Origin of the sequence: Burkholderia sp. IT-111MI5, assembly GCF_949752865.1 — a bacterium.
In the GTDB taxonomy this organism is placed as follows: Bacteria; Pseudomonadota; Gammaproteobacteria; order Burkholderiales; family Burkholderiaceae; genus Burkholderia; species Burkholderia pyrrocinia_C.
Map to the genome: position 1 here is coordinate 166,822 of NZ_CATKIF010000073.1, position 17,898 is coordinate 184,719.

Here is a 17,898-nt window from a genome sequence, read left to right on the forward strand (position 1 = left end):
GACCGACGTCGAAAAGACATCGGTCGCCGTCCGCTTTGCGTCATGCGCGCCCGCTTACGATGAAGCCGAAACCAGCGGCACCGTCACCGACGTGCCGGCCGGATCGAGCGTCAGGCCGGTGCCCGGCGTCGGCCGCAGCGTCGCCTCGTTGTCGCTGGACAGCACGACGAGCCCCAGCCGGTGGCCGGCTTCGAGCTTGTAATCGCGCGGCATGAACGTCAGCTTCAGGTCGTACGGCATCCCCGGCAGCACGGGTTCCGACAGCCAGTCGGACAGCCGGTTGCGCGGGTCGGTCCATGCACGCGTGACGATCGTCGCCGTGCCGTCCGGTGCGCGGTCGACCAGCAGTGCCGTCACGTTGGCCACGCCCGTGAAGGTCAGCCTGACCTTTGCCGTCGCGGTGCCGGAAAGCCGCGTCGCGGCCGTGAACGGCGCGGTCTCGAAGCGGCTGCGGTTTTCGCCGGTCGGTGCATTCGCCAGCGTGAGCGCGGTAATGCGCGCATCGTCGGTGAAGCGTGCGAGCGGGCCGCCGGTCGGCATCCGCAGCAGCGTGCCGGTACTCGCGCCGTCGCCGCCCGCGAAATACGAAACCGGCGTCGCATGGCGCGCGGCCCAGTCGGCTTCCTTCAGCAGCTTGCCGTCCGCCTGCTCGATCACCGCGCGCGGATCGTGTTCGACGCCGTTGTCATAACCGATCAGGTAGCGCGTAAACCACCGGTTCACCTCCGCGGTCCACGCATCGGCCATCGCCGGCACGCGCGTCGGATCGGTGTGTTTCAGGCGGTGCAGCCACAGCTGCGTCGACACGCCCTGGCGCCGCATCGCGAGATACCACGACGTCGACTGGTCGACGCGCACGTTGTCGTCGGTCAGCCCTTGCGCGACGAGTGCCGGCGCGGCCGCGAACGCGGTCGGGATGTCGCGTGCGGCCCAGAACGGCGAATAGTCGCCGGTCGTGCGGTTTTCCTTCTGCAACGCTTCGTCGATCAGGTGCGTGCAGCGCTCCGGATGCGCGTTCGTCAGCAGCGCCTTGATATACACGTCGACGTCTTCGCCCTGATAGCCTTCCGGCGCGCGCACGAGCCCGCCCGAGCGGTAATAGCCGTACATGTTCGACAACCCGGCGACCGGCACGATCGCATCGAGCCCGCGCGTGCGCAGGCTCGCGACCATCTTCGGCAGCGTGCCGTCGTACGACACGCCGTACATGCCGACGTGGCCCGTCGACCAGTTCGCGACGACCGTCTTGCCGCTCGCGTCCTTCGCGGTCGCGTCGCGGCCGAGCCAGCGGATCACCGACGCCATCGCGACCGATTCGTCGCGCGTCAGGATCGTCGGGCAGCCGTCCGAGCCGGCGGTGCCGAGCGAATCCGCATAGACGATCGTGAAGCCGCGCGGCACGAAATAGCCTTCGATCCACGAGCGCCCGGCGGCGGCCGCTTCGACCTGCTGCAGCATTCGCGTCTGCGGCGCGGCGGCCATGATGCGCGCGGACGTCGATGCCGACGCGGATGCGTTCGCGGCCGGATGCGGCGTGCCGTCGAGCTCGACGTCGACGTCGTGGTTCGGGCTGTCGGCGAGCCCTGCGTAGTACGGGCTCGCGAGCACGATGACGGGCGTGCGTGCGCCGTTCGCAGTTTCGGCCGGGCGCACGATGCGCACGTGGATGCGGTCGCGCGTGCCGTCGCCGTCGGAATCGACCGGCGTGTCGACCCACGCGTTCTCCTCGATCGTGCCGCCCGACAGCGACGGCTGCACCTGGCCGTTCGCGATCACGGGCCGGTAGCGCCCGCCGCTGGCCGGATTGGCGTACGGGACGCCGGACGGCGAAATGCGTGACGCCAGCGACTGCGTATCGGCCGCCGATGCGGCGGCCCCCTCCTGTTGGCCTTGCGCGAGCGCAGATGCACCCACCACGCTGCCGCCGTCGTCGCCGCCGCACGCGGCGAGCGTCGCGGCCGCAACGAGCGCGGGAAGCCATGCGCGCCGCAATCCGGTTCGATGAAAGTTCATTAGCGACCTCATTCTTGTTTGCGATTGTCCGGAACCGGCCGGTCCGCGATATGCCCCCTGCGGCCTGGCCGGGTGCTGCATCGGATGAAGCGGAACTGCACCTTCGAAAGCGCCGGGCGAGACGCCCGGATGTCACGGCCGGCGTCGGCGCGCGTGATGCGGCGCGCAAACCGGCGAGCGTCGGGGCGACTGCATCGCCCCGACCGGAAAGCGTCAGCGCGGCGGCCGGTTCGGGCCGCGCGGCCGAAGCGATATCGGCCGCGTGATGCGAATGCAGGAGTGCGAATCAAATGCGGGCATGCCCGACCTTCCTTCAGGTTTCAGATGAAACGGAACGGCACGATGCGATGAGGCGGGGGTGTTGCGAACGACGGTGCTGCAACGGCAGGAAAGCGCGACGCGTGTCGGCATGGCTGGCCGGATTTCTTTCCGGAAGCTTGCGCAAACTTATCTCAGTGAAATCTTGGTGTCAAACTTTTTTAGTTTGTGTCAAACAAAGTTTCGGCGCGCGCACGGCATGCGGCCGTGGATCCGTGCGGCATCGGTGTCAGCTTCGCTGGAGTCGATCCGTAAACAATCAAAAACAGCCTGAAAAGAGAGAGGGGCGTGACGATTCCGGTCACGCTGGACGACGGCAACAGCGCCGGTTTCCACGACATCGCGTAACGCCCGCGCCGGACGCCGCGCCTATTCGTCGCGCAAAGCTTCGGCCGGCCGGACCCGCGCGGCACGCCAGCTTGGGTACAGCGTCGCGACGCACGACATCAGGAACGCGGCCGCGGCGATCTCGATCACGTCGATCGCCGCGAGCTTCGACGGCAGCGAACTGAGGAAATACACGGACGGCGTCAGGAAGCGGATGCCGAGCAGCTGCTCGATCGCCGGCAGCACCCACGGGATGCTGACCGCGATCGCGCAGCCGAGCGCGACGCCCGCCAGCGTGCCGGCGAGGCCGATCGTCATCCCCTGGATCGCGAAGATCTTCGTGATCGACCCGGGCGGCGCGCCGAGCGTGCGCAGGATCGCGATGTCGCCCTGCTTCTGCGTGACGGTCATCACCAGCGACGATACGAGATTGAACGCGGCGACCGCGACGATCAGCATCAGGATCAGCGACAGCATGCGTTTCTGCAGCCGCTCGGCTTCGAACCACGTACGGTTTTGCCGCGTCCAGTCGCGGATATAAAGATCGCCCGACAACGTGCGCGACAGCGCCAGCGCGATGTCCGGCGCGCGCTGCAGATCGTCGAGACGCAACCGGATGCCGGTCGGCGCGGACACGTTGAACAGCTTCCGCGCATCGCTGATATGGATATACGCAAGCGCGCTGTCGTATTGATAGTGGCCCGACTCGAACGTGCCGACCACGTTGAACTGCCGGAACCGCGGCAGCGCGTCGCCGATGCGCGCGCCGTTGCCGGGCGCGAAGAACGTGATGCGGTCGCCGATTGTCACGTGCAGCGCGTCGGCCAGCGCGGCGCCGAGCACGATGCCCATTTCGCCCGGCACGAGCGCGTCGAGGCGCCCGGTCTTCAGCTTGCGCGCGATCTCGGACACGCGCGGCTCGAGCACCGGATCGATGCCGCGCAGCGCGACGCCCGTCACGCTGCCCGCGTTCGTCAGCAGCGCCTGCGCGTCGACATAGGGCGCGACGGCGCGCACGGCCGGGTTCTGCAGCGATTCGTGCGCGGTGAGCCGCCAGTCGGGCAGCGCGCCGGACGGCGAGAAGATTTCCACATGCGCGAGCACCGACAGCATCCGGTCGCGCACCTCGGTGCGAAAACCGTTCATCACCGACAGCACGACGATCAGCGCGGCGACGCCGAGCGCGATGCCGGCCATCGCGGCGCCGGCAATGAACGACACGAAGCCGTCGCCGGCCGAGCGCCGGCCGCCGCGCGCATAGCGCAGCCCGATCTGCCATTCGAACGGGAGTTTCAAGCGATTTCCTTTCAATTCGATACGAACCACGTCGAGCCGCGCATTCTAGCGAACGCGGCGCGAGTGTGTGTAGAGGTCAGGGGGCGGGCGGAGTGGCTACCCGACCGGCCGGTCATTCGCCTGCGTTGCGCGCCGACACACCGATATTTCCATCGTTTCGGCTCTGACCCATAATGTCGGCCAGCATCCGGTCGAACAAAACATTCCAAGCATTTACGGCGCAACCAGGGCCGCGCCGTCACAGACCAATAAATCTCGGGGTACGTCGCCGCAGCCGGCAGCACGTCCTTGACAAGGAAATAACAAAATGGATTTGCTGCGTTTCCTGCTGCTCCTGCCGATTCGCGCGGCGGGCTTCGTCTGGCGCCTGCTCGGCCGCGTGCTGCGGCCGCTGGTCGGCGACGTGTCATGGACGGCGCCCGCGTGGGCGGGCATCACCGCCGCGGCCGTGCGCCGCCGCCCGTGGCATGCCGGCGGCATCGTGCTGCTCGCGGCCGCGCTCGGCTACGGCGGATACTGGTTCAAGCATCGCCCGAAGCCGCCCGAGCCCGAAACCGTCGGCTTTACCGTGAAGGCGCCGGCGATCACGACCTACGAGGTCGACGACAGCGACAAGCCGAAGATCACCGTGCATCCGCTCGAAGTGGCGTTCTCCCGCTCGGCCGCGCCGATCGAACTGGTCGGCAAGCCGGCCGGGCAGGGCATCGAGATGACGCCCGCGCTGAAGGGCGCGTGGGAGTGGGCCGACGACAAGACGCTGCGCTTCACGCCGGCGGCCGACTGGCCGGTCGGCGCGCACGTCGAGGTGCGCTTCGCGGTGCGCCAGGTGTTCGCGCCGCAGGTGGTGATGCAGGACGACCATTTCGCGTTCGACCTGCCGGCCTTCACCGCGCAGTCGGGCGACAACCGGTTCTACCAGAATCCCGACAATCCGGCGGAGAAGCAGGCGCTGCTGCAGTTGCGCTTCAACTATCCGGTCGATCCGGCCGAGTTCGAGAAGCGCGTCGGCCTCGTGCTGGTCGGCCGCGATGGCAAGACCGTGTCGCCGCTGCGCTACACGGTCAACTACGACAAGATGAAGACGAGCGCGTGGGTCTATTCGCAGCCGCTCGAGATTCCGCGCGATCCGCTGTCGGTGCGGCTCGACGTCGACAAGGGCGTGAAGAGCGCGCGCGGCGGCGACGGCACGCCGGCCGTGCTGCACGCGTCGGTCGGCGTGCCGGGGCTCTACAGCCTGACCATCGGCAACGTCGCGCCGACGCTCGTCGACAACGAGCGTTACGAACCCGAGCAGGTGCTCGTCGCGGAAACGTCCGACGGCGTGCGCAGCGCCGATCTCGCCGCGCGCGCGAAGGCGTGGGTGCTGCCGAAGCGCAAGCCGGGCGTCGATCAGTCCGACGACGATCCACCGTACGAATGGACCGTGGCCGACATCAGCGATGCGGTGCTCAAGCAGTCGAAGCCGCTGCCGCTCGCAGCGGTGCCGACCGAGAACGACTTCGCGACGCTGCAAAGCTTCAAGTATCACGCGACGCCGGGCGAGCGCATCGTCGTGCGTTTCGAAGGCGACCTGAAATCGGCTGGCGGCTATCTGCTCGGCGCGCCGGTGACGACCGCGTTCACGGTGCCCGACTACCCGAAGCTGCTGCGCTTCATGGCCGACGGCTCGCTGCTGTCGATGAGCGGCAGCAAGCGGCTGTCGGTCGTGTCGCGCAACCTGCCGGGGATGAAGGTCGAGATCGGCCGCGTGGTGCCCGACCAGCTCCAGCATCTGGTGAGCTTCAACAACGGCACGTACGCGCGGCCCGAGCTGTCGTATTCGTTCAGCGAGGATCACATCGTCGAGCGTTTCGTGCAGAAGCGCGCGTTCCCGGCCGGCGACCCCGGCAAGGCGCATTACGAAGGCATCGATCTCGGCCAGTACCTGAAGGGCGGCAAGCGCGGCGTGTTCCTGCTGCACCTGTCGAAATACGACCCGGCGGCCGAAAAGAAGAAAGCCGACGATGCGAAGGATAACGATGCATCGTCGGGCGACGGCAGCCAGGATCAGTCCGACAACGCCGATTCGGGCGACAGCAACGGCAACGGCGACGACAGCGACAACGCGCTCGGCGACACGCGCCTGATCGTCGTGACCGATCTCGGGATGCTGGTCAAGCGCGGGCTGGACGGCAGCCAGGACGTGTTCGTCCAGTCGATCCGCAACGGCCGCCCGGTTGCGGGCGCAACCGTGTCGGTGCTCGCGGTGAACGGCCAGACGCTGTTCTCGCAGACCACCAGCGCCGACGGCGTCGTGCATTTCCCCGCGTTCAAGGGGCTCGACCGCGAGAAGCGTCCGCAACTGTATGTCGTGAAGAAGGACGGCGACCTGTCGTTCCTGCCGGTGGCCGGCCGCGATCGCCAGCTCGATTTCTCGCGCTTCGACGTCGACGGCGAACGCAACGCGACGGGCCAGGGGCAGCTGTCCGCGTACCTGTTCTCGGATCGCGGCCTGTACCGGCCCGGCGATCCGTTCCACATCGGCCTGATCGTGCGCGCGGCGAGCTGGGCGCGCAGCCCGGCCGGCGTGCCGCTGCAGGCGGAGATCGTCGATCCGCGCGGGATCACCGTCGAGCGCAAGCCGGTGACCGTCGATGCGACGGGCTTCACGGAGCTCGGCTATACGACGGCCGAAACGTCGCCGACCGGCACGTGGACGGTCAACCTGTACATCGTCAAGGATGGCCAGCCGGGCGCCGAGCCGATCGGCAGCACGACGGTGCAGGTGAAGGAATTCCTGCCCGACCGGATGAAGGTCGACGCGAAGCTGTCGCAGCAGGTCGTCGAAGGGTGGGTGAAGCCGAAGGGGCTGAAGGGCATCGTCGATGCGCAGAACCTGTTCGGCACGCCGGCCGAGAAGCGTCGCGTCGCGGCGACGCTGACACTGCGCCCGGTATGGCCGTCGTTCCGCAGCTGGCAGGGCTATCGCTTTTTCGATGCACGCCGCGCGAAGGAAGGCTATACGACGACGCTGCAGGACGGCACGACCGACGACCACGGCCACGCCGAATTCGACCTCGATCTCGACAAGTACGCGGACGCGACCTACCAGCTCTACTTCCAGGCGAAGGCGTATGAAGCGGAAGGCGGGCGCAACGTTGCCGCGAACGCGCAGACGCTCGTGTCGAACAACGACTGGCTCGTCGGCTACAAGTCGGTCGACGATCTCGGCTACGTGAAGCGCGGCAGCCCGCGCACGGTGCGGCTCGTCGCGATCGACCCGGGCGCGAAGGCGATCGACGTGAAGGACCTGCGCGCGCAGCTCGTCGAGGAACGCTACGTGTCGGTGCTGACCAAGCAGGATTCCGGCGCGTACAAATACGATTCGCGGCTGAAGGAAGTGCCGGTCGACGAGAAGCCGCTGACGATTCCGGCGGCCGGGCTCGACTTCGCGCTGCGCACCGACAAGCCGGGCAGCTATGCGCTCGTGATCCGCCGCGCGGACGGCACCGCGGTGAACCGGATCGAGTATTCGGTGGCGGGCGACGCGAACGTCACGCGTTCGCTCGACCGCAACGCCGAGCTGCAGGTAAGCCTCGCGAAGCACGACTACAAGCCGGGCGAGCAGGTCGAGATCGCGATCCGCGCGCCTTACGCGGGCAGCGGCCTGATCACGATCGAGCGTGACAAGGTGTATGCGCACGCATGGTTCCATGCGGACACGACGAGCTCGATCCAGCACATCACGGTGCCGGCCGGCTTCGAAGGCAACGGCTACATCAACGTGCAGTACATCCGCGATCCGTCGTCGGACGAGATCTTCATGAGCCCGCTGAGCTACGGCGTCGTGCCGTTCTCGGTGAACCTCGACGCGCGCCGCAATGCGCTCACCGTCGACGCGCCGGCGCTCGTGAAACCGGGGGAAACCGCCACCTTCACCGTGCATTCGGCGAAACCCGCGAAGGTCGTCGTGTTCGCCGTCGACGAAGGCATCCTGCAGGTCGCGCGCTACAAGCTCGGCGATCCGCTGAAGTTCTTCTTCCGCAAGCGGATGCTCGAAGTCGGCACGTCGCAGATCCTCGACCTGATCCTGCCGGACTTCGAGAAGCTGATGGCGATGGCCGCGCCCGGCGGCGACGCCGACGATGCGATCGGCCGCCAGTTGAACCCGTTCAAGCGCAAGCGCGACAAGCCGGTCGTCTACTGGTCGGGGATCGTCGACGTGAATGGGGACGCTCGTTTGAGCTACACGGTGCCCGATTACTTCAACGGGAAACTGCGTGTGATGGCCGTGTCGGTGTCGCCGGACCTGGTCGGCACGTTCGAAGGCGCGACGACGGTGCGCGGCGATTTCGTGCTGTCGCCGAACGTGCCGACGACGCTCGCACCGGGCGACGAGGCCGACGTCAGCGTCGGCGTCGCGAACAACCTGACGGGCGTCGGCAGCCAGCCGGTGCCGGTCGCGGTCACGCTGAAGACGGGTCCGCAGTTGCAGGTGATCGGGCCGGCGACGCAGAACGTCGCGCTCGCGCCGCAGCACGAGGGCGTCGCGCTGTTCCGCGTGAAGGCGACCGACACGCTCGGCTCGGGCATGCTGTCGTTCGGCGCGCGCTACGGCGCGAAGGGCGCGCAGCAGCGCGTCGACGTGTCGGTGCGGCCGGCCGCCGCGTTCCGCACGCAGCTCGACATCGCGCGGCTCGATCCGGGCAAGAAGGCGAGCGTGCCGAACCTGCGGCCGATGTACGACGCGTATGCATCGCGCGACGCGAGCATCTCGACCGCGCCGCTCGTGCTGTCGGAGGGGTTGTCGTCGTACCTCGTCAACTTCGACCACACCTGCAGCGAGCAGATGGTGAGTTCGGTCGTGCCGCGCGTGTTCGCGTCGAAGTGGTTGTCGGTGCGTGCGCTGACGAGCGCGATGCATGCGCCCGAAGCCGGCGCCGACGCGGCGAATGCGAGCGCGATCGTGCAGTTCCTCGGCGTGCTGCGCAGCCGGCAGAATGCGCAGGGCGGTTTCGGCCTGTGGAGCGCGACGCCCGATGCCGATCCGTTCGTGTCCGCTTATGCGATGCACGTGCTGCTCGACGCGCGCGAGCGCGGCACGGCCGTGCCGAAGGACATGCTCGACGCGGGCAACCAGTATCTGCAGAAGCTTGCGGCGAACGATTCGCTCGGCTCGCTCGACCTGCTGCGGCAGCGCGCGTATGCGGTGTACCTGCTGACGCGCCAGGGCAACGTGACGACCAACAGCCTCGCGGCCGTGCAGAAGCGTCTGCAGGATGCGTATCCGAACGACTGGAAGAGCGATCTCGCGGCCGCATGGCTCGCCGCGTCGTATCAACTGCTGAAGCAGGACAAGGAGGCCGCCGCGCTGATCGCAGGCCCGCAGGCGCTGCTCGAACGCAAGCGTGCTTCCGACGGCGGTTACGCGACCGGCTACTACATCGATCCGCTGACGCGCGACGCGAGCGTGCTGTACCTGCTCGCGAAGCACTTCCCGGAGCGCGTGCGCAAGCTGTCGCCGCGTGCGATGGACAACATCGCCGCGCCGCTGGTCGACAACCGCTACAACACGCTGTCGTCGGCGATGACGATCCTCGCGCTCGATGCGTATGCGGCGTCGAACGCGGGCCAGCTCGATCAGCTCGCGATCAACGAGGCGCGCGGGGGCGCCGTGCCGAAGGACGTGTCGTCGATCCAGGCGAACCTCGTGCGCTCGGGTACGTGGGCGGCCGGCGCGTCGCGCGTCGACTTCGTGAACGGCAGCGCACTGCCCGCGTGGTGGGTCGCGAGCCAGTCGGGCTACGACCGCGGCACGTCGACGAAGGCGATCAAGAACGGGCTCGAGATCGTGCGCGACTACACCGACACGAACGGCAAGCCGCTCGCCAGGATCACGCTCGGCCAGGAGATCGACGTGCACCTGAAGATTCGTGCGACGGGCTCGGCGAACGTCGGCAACGTCGCGATCGTCGACCTGCTGCCCGGCGGCTTCGATCCGGTGCTCGCGCCGCCGCCCGCGACCGACGCGCAGGACGGCGAAGGCAATGGCGACGGCGGCGCGTCGGCGCCTGCGGCCGATGCGCCGTGGCGCTCGCCGATCGGCGTGACGGGTTCGACGTGGCAGCCGCAGTTCGCGGACGTGCGCGAGGATCGCGTGGTGATCTACGGCACCGCGACGACCGACGTGCGCGAGTTCGTCTACCGGATCAAGGCGAGCAACGCGGGCCGTTTCGTCGCGCCGCCTGCGTATGGCGAGTCGATGTACGACCGCCGCGTGCAGGCGCAGGCGCCGGGCGGCACGGCGCTGACGGTGGAGCGCGTGCGATGACGGTGCGCTTGCATTGGCCGTGCCGGGCGGCCGGAGTGCCCGCGCGTGGCTGACGCATCCGTGCTCCGGCGCGCGCTGCACGGCGCCGGTCGCTGGCTGCATCGCTGGCAGAACTGGATCGCCGGCGCGCTGCTCGTGTTCGGCGCGCTGGCCGCGTGCCGGTTGTGGCCGCATCCGCCGCTGCGCGACTGGAAGCCGTCGTCGGTCGCGGTGGTCGACGCGCACGGCCGGCTGCTGCGCCTGACGCTCGCGAAGGACGACCGCTACCGGCTGTGGGTGCCGCTCGACCGGATGTCGCCGCAGCTCGTCGAAGCCGTGATGCTGCACGAGGACCGCTGGTTCCGGTGGCATCCGGGCTTCAACCCGTACGGGCTCGCGCGCGGCGCGTGGATCACGTACGTGCGCGGCGGCAATCCGCAGGGCGGCTCGACACTGACGATGCAGCTCGCGCGCTCGCTGTGGCGGCTGAACACGCGCACGCCGGCCGGCAAGCTCGAGCAGGTCGCGCGCGCGGTGCAGCTCGAACTTTTCTACTCGAAGCGGCAGATCCTCGAAGGCTATCTGAACGATGCGCCATACGGCCGCAACGTCGAAGGCGCGGGCACCGCGAGCGTCGTCTATTTCGACCGGATGCCCGACGCGCTGACGCTGCCCGAGGCGCTCGCGCTCGCGGTGATTCCGCAGGACCCGGCGCGACGCGTGCGCGGCGGGCAGGACGAGATCAACCGCGCGCTGGCCGCGTCGCGCAACCGGCTGTACGCACGCTGGCTGACGAAGCACCCGCGCGATGCGTCGCTCAAGCCGCTGTTCGCGTTGCCGCTCGCGATGCGGCCGCTGTCGGCGCTGCCGTTCGATGCGCCGCACGCGGTCGACCAGGCGCTCGCCGTGCGCAGCGCGTGGCGCACGACATCGGGCAACGCCGACGACACGAACGACGCCGGCGCGCGGCTCGTGACGACGCTCGATTTCGATCTGCAGCGCACGCTCGAACGGCAGATCGCGCGCTACGTCGCTCGCAACGACACGCGCGGCGTGCGCAACGCAGCCGCACTGCTCGTCGATACGCGCGACTTGGGCGTGAAGGCGCTGGTCGGCTCCGCGAACTTCTTCGATCGCACGATCGACGGGCAGGTGAACGGCACGCTCGCGCGGCGCTCGCCGGGCTCGACGCTCAAGCCGTTCATCTACGCGCTCGGCTTCGACCAGGGCGTGCTGCATCCGCAGACCGTGCTGCGCGACGTGCCGACCGCATTCGGCCCGTATGCGCCGGAGAATTTCGATGGCCATTTCCTCGGGCCGATCACCGCGACCGATGCGCTGAACCGCAGCCGCAACGTGCCGGCCGTGTGGGTCGCGTCGCAGCTCAAGTCGCCCGATTTGTACGGCTTCCTGCAGGAAGCCGGCGTGCGCCGGCTCGCGAGCGCGCAGCACTACGGGCTCGCGCTCGTGCTCGGCGGCGGCGAAGTGACGATGCAGGATCTCGCGGCGCTCTACGCGATGCTCGCGAATCGCGGCGAGTTCAGGCCGCTGCGGCTGCGCGCGGACCAACCGGCCGCGCCCGGCCGGCGCCTGCTGAGCGCGGAGGCCAGCTACATGACGATGGACATGCTGCGCCAGCACCTGCGCCCCGACGAGACGAGCGGCGCACAGCCGTCGGGCGTGCCCGTCTACTGGAAGACCGGCACGTCATGGTCGTTCCGCGATGCGTGGACGGCCGGCGTGTTCGGCCCGTATGTGCTGGTCGTGTGGGTCGGCAATTTCGACAACTCGACCAACACGGCCTTCGTCGGCGTCGATGCGGCCGCGCCGCTGTTCTTCCAGATCGTCGACGCGCTGAACGCCGAGCGCACGCTCGTCGAGCCGCCGCGCGCGGTGCCGCCGCACCTGAAGCGCGTGCGGATCTGCCTTGCGAGCGGCGACTTGCCGAACGAATGGTGCCCGCAACAGGGCTGGACGTGGTTCATTCCGGGCACGTCGCCGATCCGCGTGAGCACCGTGCACCGGCCCGTCGTGATCGACGATGCGACGGGGAAGGCCGCGTGCCCTCCGTACGACGGCAAGCGCACGCATACGGAGATCTTCGAGTTCTGGCCGTCGGATTTGCAGCAGGTGTTCGCGCAGGCCGGCATTCCGCGCCGGCGGCCGCCGCAGAATGCGGACTGCCGCGATGCGGGGCAAGTGGACGGCGACCCGCCGCGCATCACGTCGCCGCTGCGCGGCAGTACTTATGCGATGCGCGTGAAGAGCGCGGACGATACGCGTATCGCATTCAACGCGACGGCCGATGCGAGCGCGCATGCGCTGTACTGGTTCGTCAACGATGCGTATGTCGGCCGCAGCGTGCCGGGCGACGCGCTGTTCTGGCAGCCGCGCACGGCCGGCAGCTATGCGGTGCGGGTGGTCGACGATCACGGGCGCAGCGATCAGCGGCCGCTGGCGGTCGGGCTCGAGCAGTAGGGGCGCGCGACGACATCGATCGCGGCGATCTCGCCCATGCGGCAGACGAACGCGGTGAAGCGGGTCGGGGCGCCGGAGCGGGCGGTCGCTGGTGCGATCCGTCCGGGCCGGCGCTCCGTGCGCTGCGCGGGCGGCCCGCTAGCGCCGATTCACGCGCTGTAGCCGATCCTCAGGACACCCCATTGCCGTCCGCCGACAACGATGGGCGCGGAGACGTCCTTCATCAACGCGAAGTTGCCGTTGCCCATGTCGCGCCGATAGGTCTGCAGCAGGAACGGCTTGGTATGCGACACGGAGGTGCGCGCCGTCCGGTCCGTGTAGATCCGGCGGTTCCGGCAGTTCGCCGCGTTCCACGCGGCGTCTGCGCGCTGGGGCAGCGAGAACTTCCGGTTGTGGGTCGGCAGGTAGCACTGCCGGTCGAAGCTGGCGCAATAGACGATGCGTTCGTCGATTTCGAGCACCGGCTCCTGGATGGCAGGCAGCACGCGATCGGTGAAGGCCGTGAAGCGCGTCATGAACTGCTGCGGGTCAGTGCCGGGAATCGGCACGTAGTTCGAATCGAACAGCGCGTCGAGCGCGATATCGCCGCGCGCGACCGCATCGTCGAACAGGTTGCTGATCGCAGCGGCCGTGTTCCGCGCGGTGTCGATGAAACGCGTGTCGGGCGATTCGATGCCGGTCGCGGCCGTGAGTTCGATGAGCGTCTCGGAGACGGAGAGCAGGTTGCCGAGCCGGTCCTTGGCCTGCGAGAAGTTGTCGCTCGAATCCTCGACGCCGGTCGCCATTTCGCCAACCTGTTCCTCGAGACGGTGGCACTGCGTCTCGATCTCGTCCGTCAGCGACGCGATCTGTTCGGCTTCGCCGGCGAGTTCGGTGATCGCGTGCCCCGTCGTGTGCACGACCTCGCCGATCGTGCGCGTGCCCTCGCGGACGCGATGGGCGCGCGCGGCGTTGTCGGTTCCTTCCGCGATCAGGTGTTCGGTCTGCTCGGCCAGGCGCGCGAGGGTCGTCTCGATTTGGGCCGTCGCCTGCCCGGTTTTCGCGGACAGGTTCTTGACCTCGGCCGCGACGACCGCGAAGCTGCGGCCCGACTCGCCGGCGCGCGCGGCCTCGATCGCGGCGTTCAGCGCGAGCAGGTGGGTCTGGCGGGCGATGACGGAGATCTCCTCGGACACGGCCCGCACGTGATCGAGCGCGTCGCGCAGCGCGCCCATCTGGCTGCCGATCGAGGTGACGCCCTCGACGAGGCCGTGGATGTCGGCGAGCGATGCCTCGATCGTCTGTTGCGACTTCTGGACCGCGCTCGACGCATTGGCGCTGACGGCGCGCACCTGCTGCGCGGCCTCGGCGATCCGGTGGTTGCCGCGCAGCGTGACGGCGGCCGATTCACGCAGCGTGTGGCAGACCTCCGCCTGCCTGGCGACGCGGGCGGCGACTTCCTCGACATGGCCCGAGACGTCGCAGATCTCGATGCCGAGCTTGCCGGCCTGCTCGGCGATGTCGCCGACGAGCGCGCGCGATGAACGGCGGCCGCGGCCGATTCCGAAGAGGTTCACGTTGCTGGGTCTCCTTGAGGGCACGCATTCCCGGTCGTTGACGGATGCTGGGTGTGCGCACCTGACTTGACGGCAGCGTGGCCGCCGACTTGAGATCGGGTAAACGTCAGGTTCGGAAATCGGCGGGCCGGCGCCGCGCGTTTCCCGTCTTTGCGGCGACCGTCTTCTGACGCGGGAGCCGGACGAGCGAATGCCGATCGCCCGTCCGGATGGGCCGCGTCAGAACACGTGGTGGATGCCGACGTTGGCGCCGACCGTCGTGCCGGGCAATCCGAACAACGCGCCGCCCGTGATGCCGAGGCCCGTATTCATCGCGCCGTGGTTGTTGACGACGCCGACTTGCGCGTAAAGGCCGGTTCGCTTCGACAGGCTGTAATCGGCGCCGACCGCGGCGAGCAGCGAATGATTGTGCGAATCGTTGCGATCGGTCGTGTACCACGCGCCGGTGTTCAGGTCGAGGGCCGGCGTGACGCGATAGTCGAGGCCGGCGCTATACACGTTGTTGCTGAACGAGCCGGCGACCTTGTAGCTCGTGAACGACGCCTTGCCGGTCACGGGCCCGAACGTATACGCGGTGCCGATCGTGCGGCCGACGAACGCGACCGTGCTCGACACCGGCGTCGGCGACGTGCCGCCGTTGCCGTCGTAGAGCGCCGCGTTGAGCATGAAGCCGCCGTTCGTATAGGTGAGGCTGCCGGAATACTGGCGTCCCGCCTGGAAGTCCCCGGCCTTGCCGCCGAATCCGAACATCGCGCTGCCCGTCAGCCCGCCGATCGTCGGGCTCGTGTACGAAATCGCGTTCGGGTTGAAGAGGCCGGTGACGAGCACGTTGTCGACGTACGGGATCAGTGCGGCGCCGAAGTGCGAGATATTGCGGGGGTCCGAGCCGAGCACCGCGAGCACGAACGGCGAGAATTGGAGGCCGACCTTCGTCTCGCCGAAGTCGCCGCCGAGCCCGACCCACGCCTGGCGGCCGAAGAAGTTGCCGTTCGAATGGCCGAACGCGCCGTCCGTGATGTTGAAGCCGCTCTCCAGCTTGAACTTCGCGTGCAGCCCGCCGCCGAGATCCTCGGTTCCCGTCATGCCGAAGTTGGTCGGCGTCATGCCCGTGTCGGTCAGCGCGAACTGGCGGCCGGCATTGGCGCCGGTCGCCGAGTTGAGCGACCGGCTCGTGTAGAGCAACGCCGCGTCGAGGTCGCCGTACAGCGTGACGCTGCTCTGCGCGAAGCCGTTCGTGCTTGCCGCCGCGCCGAGCAGCGCCGCGCAAATCGTCCATGTCCTGCTCTTCATCGTCTGTCTCCGTTTTTGTCAAGTTTTGTAATACGTACGACTAATCAATGCTGCGACGGCGGAATCGATGCGTGCCGTCTGTCTGCCGTGCTGTCGGGGAACGCACGGCGGTGCGTCGTGCTGCGCCGGAATGCGGCCGCGTGCCCGGCATGGAGAGCAGGCACGCGACCACGCTCCGGCGCCGCGGTGAAGCGGAGCGCCCGGCGGAGCGGGCGGTGTTACATCGAACGGTTCAGTTGATCGAGGATGGCCGGGTTCTCGAGCGTGGACGTGTCCTGCGTGATCGCCTCGCCCTTCGCGAGCGAGCGCAGCAGGCGCCGCATGATCTTGCCCGAGCGTGTCTTCGGCAGGTTGTCGCCGAAGCGGATGTCCTTCGGCTTCGCGATCGGCCCGATCTGCTTGCCGACCCAGTCGCGCAGCGTCTTCGCGAGCGCCGCCGCTTCCTCGCCTTCCGGACGCGAACGCTTCAGCACCACGAATGCAACGACCGCCTCGCCCGTCGTATCGTCCGGCCGGCCGACCACGGCCGCCTCGGCAACGAGCTCGTGCGACACCAGCGCCGACTCGATCTCCATCGTGCCGAGCCGGTGGCCCGACACGTTCAGCACGTCGTCGATCCGGCCCATGATCGTGAAGTAGCCGGTGTCCTTGTCGCGCACGGTGCCGTCGCCGGCCAGATAGAGCGTGCCGCCGAGTTCTTCCGGGTAATAACTCTTCTTGAAACGCTCCGGGTCGCCCCAGATCGTGCGGATCATCGCCGGCCACGGGCGCTTGACGACGAGGATGCCGCCTTGCCCGTTCGGCACGTCCTGGCCCGTCTCGTCGACGACGGCCGCCATGATGCCCGGCAGCGGCAGCGTGCACGAACCGGGCACCGTCGGCGTCGCGCCCGGCAGCGGCGTGATCATGTGGCCGCCCGTCTCGGTCTGCCACCACGTATCGACGATCGGGCAGCGCTCCTGGCCGACGTGCTTGTGGTACCACATCCACGCTTCGGGGTTGATCGGCTCGCCGACCGTGCCGATGATGCGCAGGCTCGACAGGTCATAGCTCTTCGGGTGCACCTTGTCGTCGGCGTCGGCCGCCTTGATCAGCGAGCGGATCGCGGTCGGCGCGGTGTAGAACACGCTGACCCTGTGGTCGCCGATCATCTTCCAGAAGCGCCCGGCGTCCGGGTAGGTCGGCACGCCTTCGAACACGACCTGCGTGCCGCCACATGCGAGCGGGCCGTACGTGATGTACGTGTGGCCAGTCACCCAGCCGATGTCGGCCGTGCACCAGAACACGTCGGTCGGCTTCCAGTCGAAGGTCCACTTCATCGTCTGCGCGGCCCACAGCAGGTAGCCGCCGGTGCTGTGCTGCACGCCCTTCGGCTTGCCGGTCGAGCCCGACGTATACAGGATGAACAGCGGATGCTCGGCGCCGACCCATTCCGGTTCGCAACGATCCGACTCGCCGTCCGCGATCTCATGCATCCACAGGTCGCGGCCCGCATGCCAGTCGATCTTGCCGCCGGTGCGGCGATAGACGATCACGCTCTTAACGGCCTCGCAGCCGCCCATCGCGATCGCTTCATCAGCGATGCTCTTGAGCGGCAGCGTCTTGCCGCCGCGCGCCTGCTCGTCGGCGGTGACGAGCGCAACCGCGCCGACGTCGACGAGCCGCTCGTTCAGCGATTTCGCGGAGAAGCCGCCGAACACGACCGAGTGGGTCGCGCCGATGCGCGCGCAGGCCTGCATCGCGACGATGCCTTCGATCGACATCGGGATATAGATGACGACACGGTCGCCCTTGCCGATCCCGCGTTTTTTCAGCGCATTCGCGAAGCGCGACACGCGCGCGAGCAGATCGGCATAGGTGACGCGCGTGACGGTGCCGTCGTCGGCCTCGAAGATTACCGCGACGCGCTCGCCGTGGCCGGCTTCGACGTGACGGTCGAGGCAGTTGTACGACGCGTTCAGCTCGCCGTCGTCGAACCACTTGTAGAACGGCGCGTTGCTCTCGTCGAGCACCTTGGTGAACGGCTTGTGCCACGCGAGGCCCTCGCGCGCGAGACGCGCCCAGAAGCCTTCGTAATCGCGCTCGGCCTCGGCGACGAGCGCGCGATAGGCCGGCATGCCGGAAATGGCCGCCGCCTGCTCGAGCGCCGCGGGCGGCGCAAACTGGCGGGTTTCGTGAAGAACCGATTCAATCGTGGACAAGAGTGTCTCCATACGTTCTTGTGATACCGGGTTGCGTTCGAGAAAACGCAACATGCATGCCAGCGGCGGCGATCGATGTGCGCATTCGGTGAAAGCCGCGGCAGCCGTGCGTTTTTCTATCGACCGGGGA

The 17,898-nt window shown here is 68.2% G+C and carries 7 protein-coding genes; 2 read left to right on the plus strand and 5 right to left on the minus strand.

Going from position 1 to position 17,898, the window contains the following annotated elements; all coding sequences use genetic code 11:
* Positions 1–54 precede the first annotated feature (54 nt).
* Both ACM6JT_RS35200 and ACM6JT_RS35205 read right to left on the minus strand, forming a co-directional pair.
* Positions 55–2,013, minus strand: coding sequence for a Xaa-Pro dipeptidyl-peptidase (locus ACM6JT_RS35200; protein ID WP_414858204.1), 1,959 nt, complete (start codon positions 2,011–2,013; stop codon positions 55–57).
* 687 nt (positions 2,014–2,700) lie between these two features.
* Complete coding sequence (locus ACM6JT_RS35205; RefSeq protein WP_414858205.1) at positions 2,701–3,954, minus strand: lipoprotein-releasing ABC transporter permease subunit; 1,254 nt, start codon at positions 3,952–3,954, stop codon at positions 2,701–2,703.
* Between the two features lie 307 nt (positions 3,955–4,261).
* Here ACM6JT_RS35205 and ACM6JT_RS35210 point away from each other — a divergent pair, with 307 nt between their 5' ends.
* Positions 4,262–10,264 (plus strand): MG2 domain-containing protein, encoded by a 6,003-nt coding sequence (locus ACM6JT_RS35210; protein ID WP_414858206.1) that lies wholly within the window; start codon positions 4,262–4,264, stop codon positions 10,262–10,264.
* 45 nt (positions 10,265–10,309) lie between these two features.
* Positions 10,310–12,721, plus strand: a complete 2,412-nt coding sequence (gene pbpC / locus ACM6JT_RS35215; protein ID WP_414858207.1) for a penicillin-binding protein 1C — start codon at positions 10,310–10,312, stop codon at positions 12,719–12,721.
* A 149-nt stretch (positions 12,722–12,870) separates the two neighbouring features.
* Here the strand turns inward: pbpC and ACM6JT_RS35220 are convergent, their stop codons facing one another.
* The 3 genes from ACM6JT_RS35220 to acs form a co-directional block, all read right to left on the minus strand.
* A complete protein-coding gene (locus ACM6JT_RS35220) occupies positions 12,871–14,277 on the minus strand; it encodes a methyl-accepting chemotaxis protein (RefSeq protein ID WP_414858208.1) in 1,407 nt (468 codons plus the stop codon).
* Positions 14,278–14,496: 219 nt separating this feature from the next.
* Positions 14,497–15,567, minus strand: coding sequence for a porin (locus ACM6JT_RS35225; protein WP_034180795.1), 1,071 nt, complete (start codon positions 15,565–15,567; stop codon positions 14,497–14,499).
* Between the two features lie 218 nt (positions 15,568–15,785).
* Positions 15,786–17,768, minus strand: coding sequence for an acetate--CoA ligase (acs, locus tag ACM6JT_RS35230; RefSeq protein WP_414858209.1), 1,983 nt, complete (start codon positions 17,766–17,768; stop codon positions 15,786–15,788).
* Positions 17,769–17,898 lie beyond the last annotated feature (130 nt).

Excerpts from the sequence above, each read along its gene's own strand:
- ACM6JT_RS35200 (WP_414858204.1), bottom strand. The coding sequence starts at position 2,013 with ATGAACTTTCATCGAACCGGATTGCGGCGCGCATGGCTTCCCGCGCTC.
- ACM6JT_RS35210 (WP_414858206.1), top strand. The coding sequence starts at position 4,262 with ATGGATTTGCTGCGTTTCCTGCTGCTCCTGCCGATTCGCGCGGCGGGC.
- ACM6JT_RS35225 (WP_034180795.1), bottom strand. The coding sequence starts at position 15,567 with ATGAAGAGCAGGACATGGACGATTTGCGCGGCGCTGCTCGGCGCGGCG.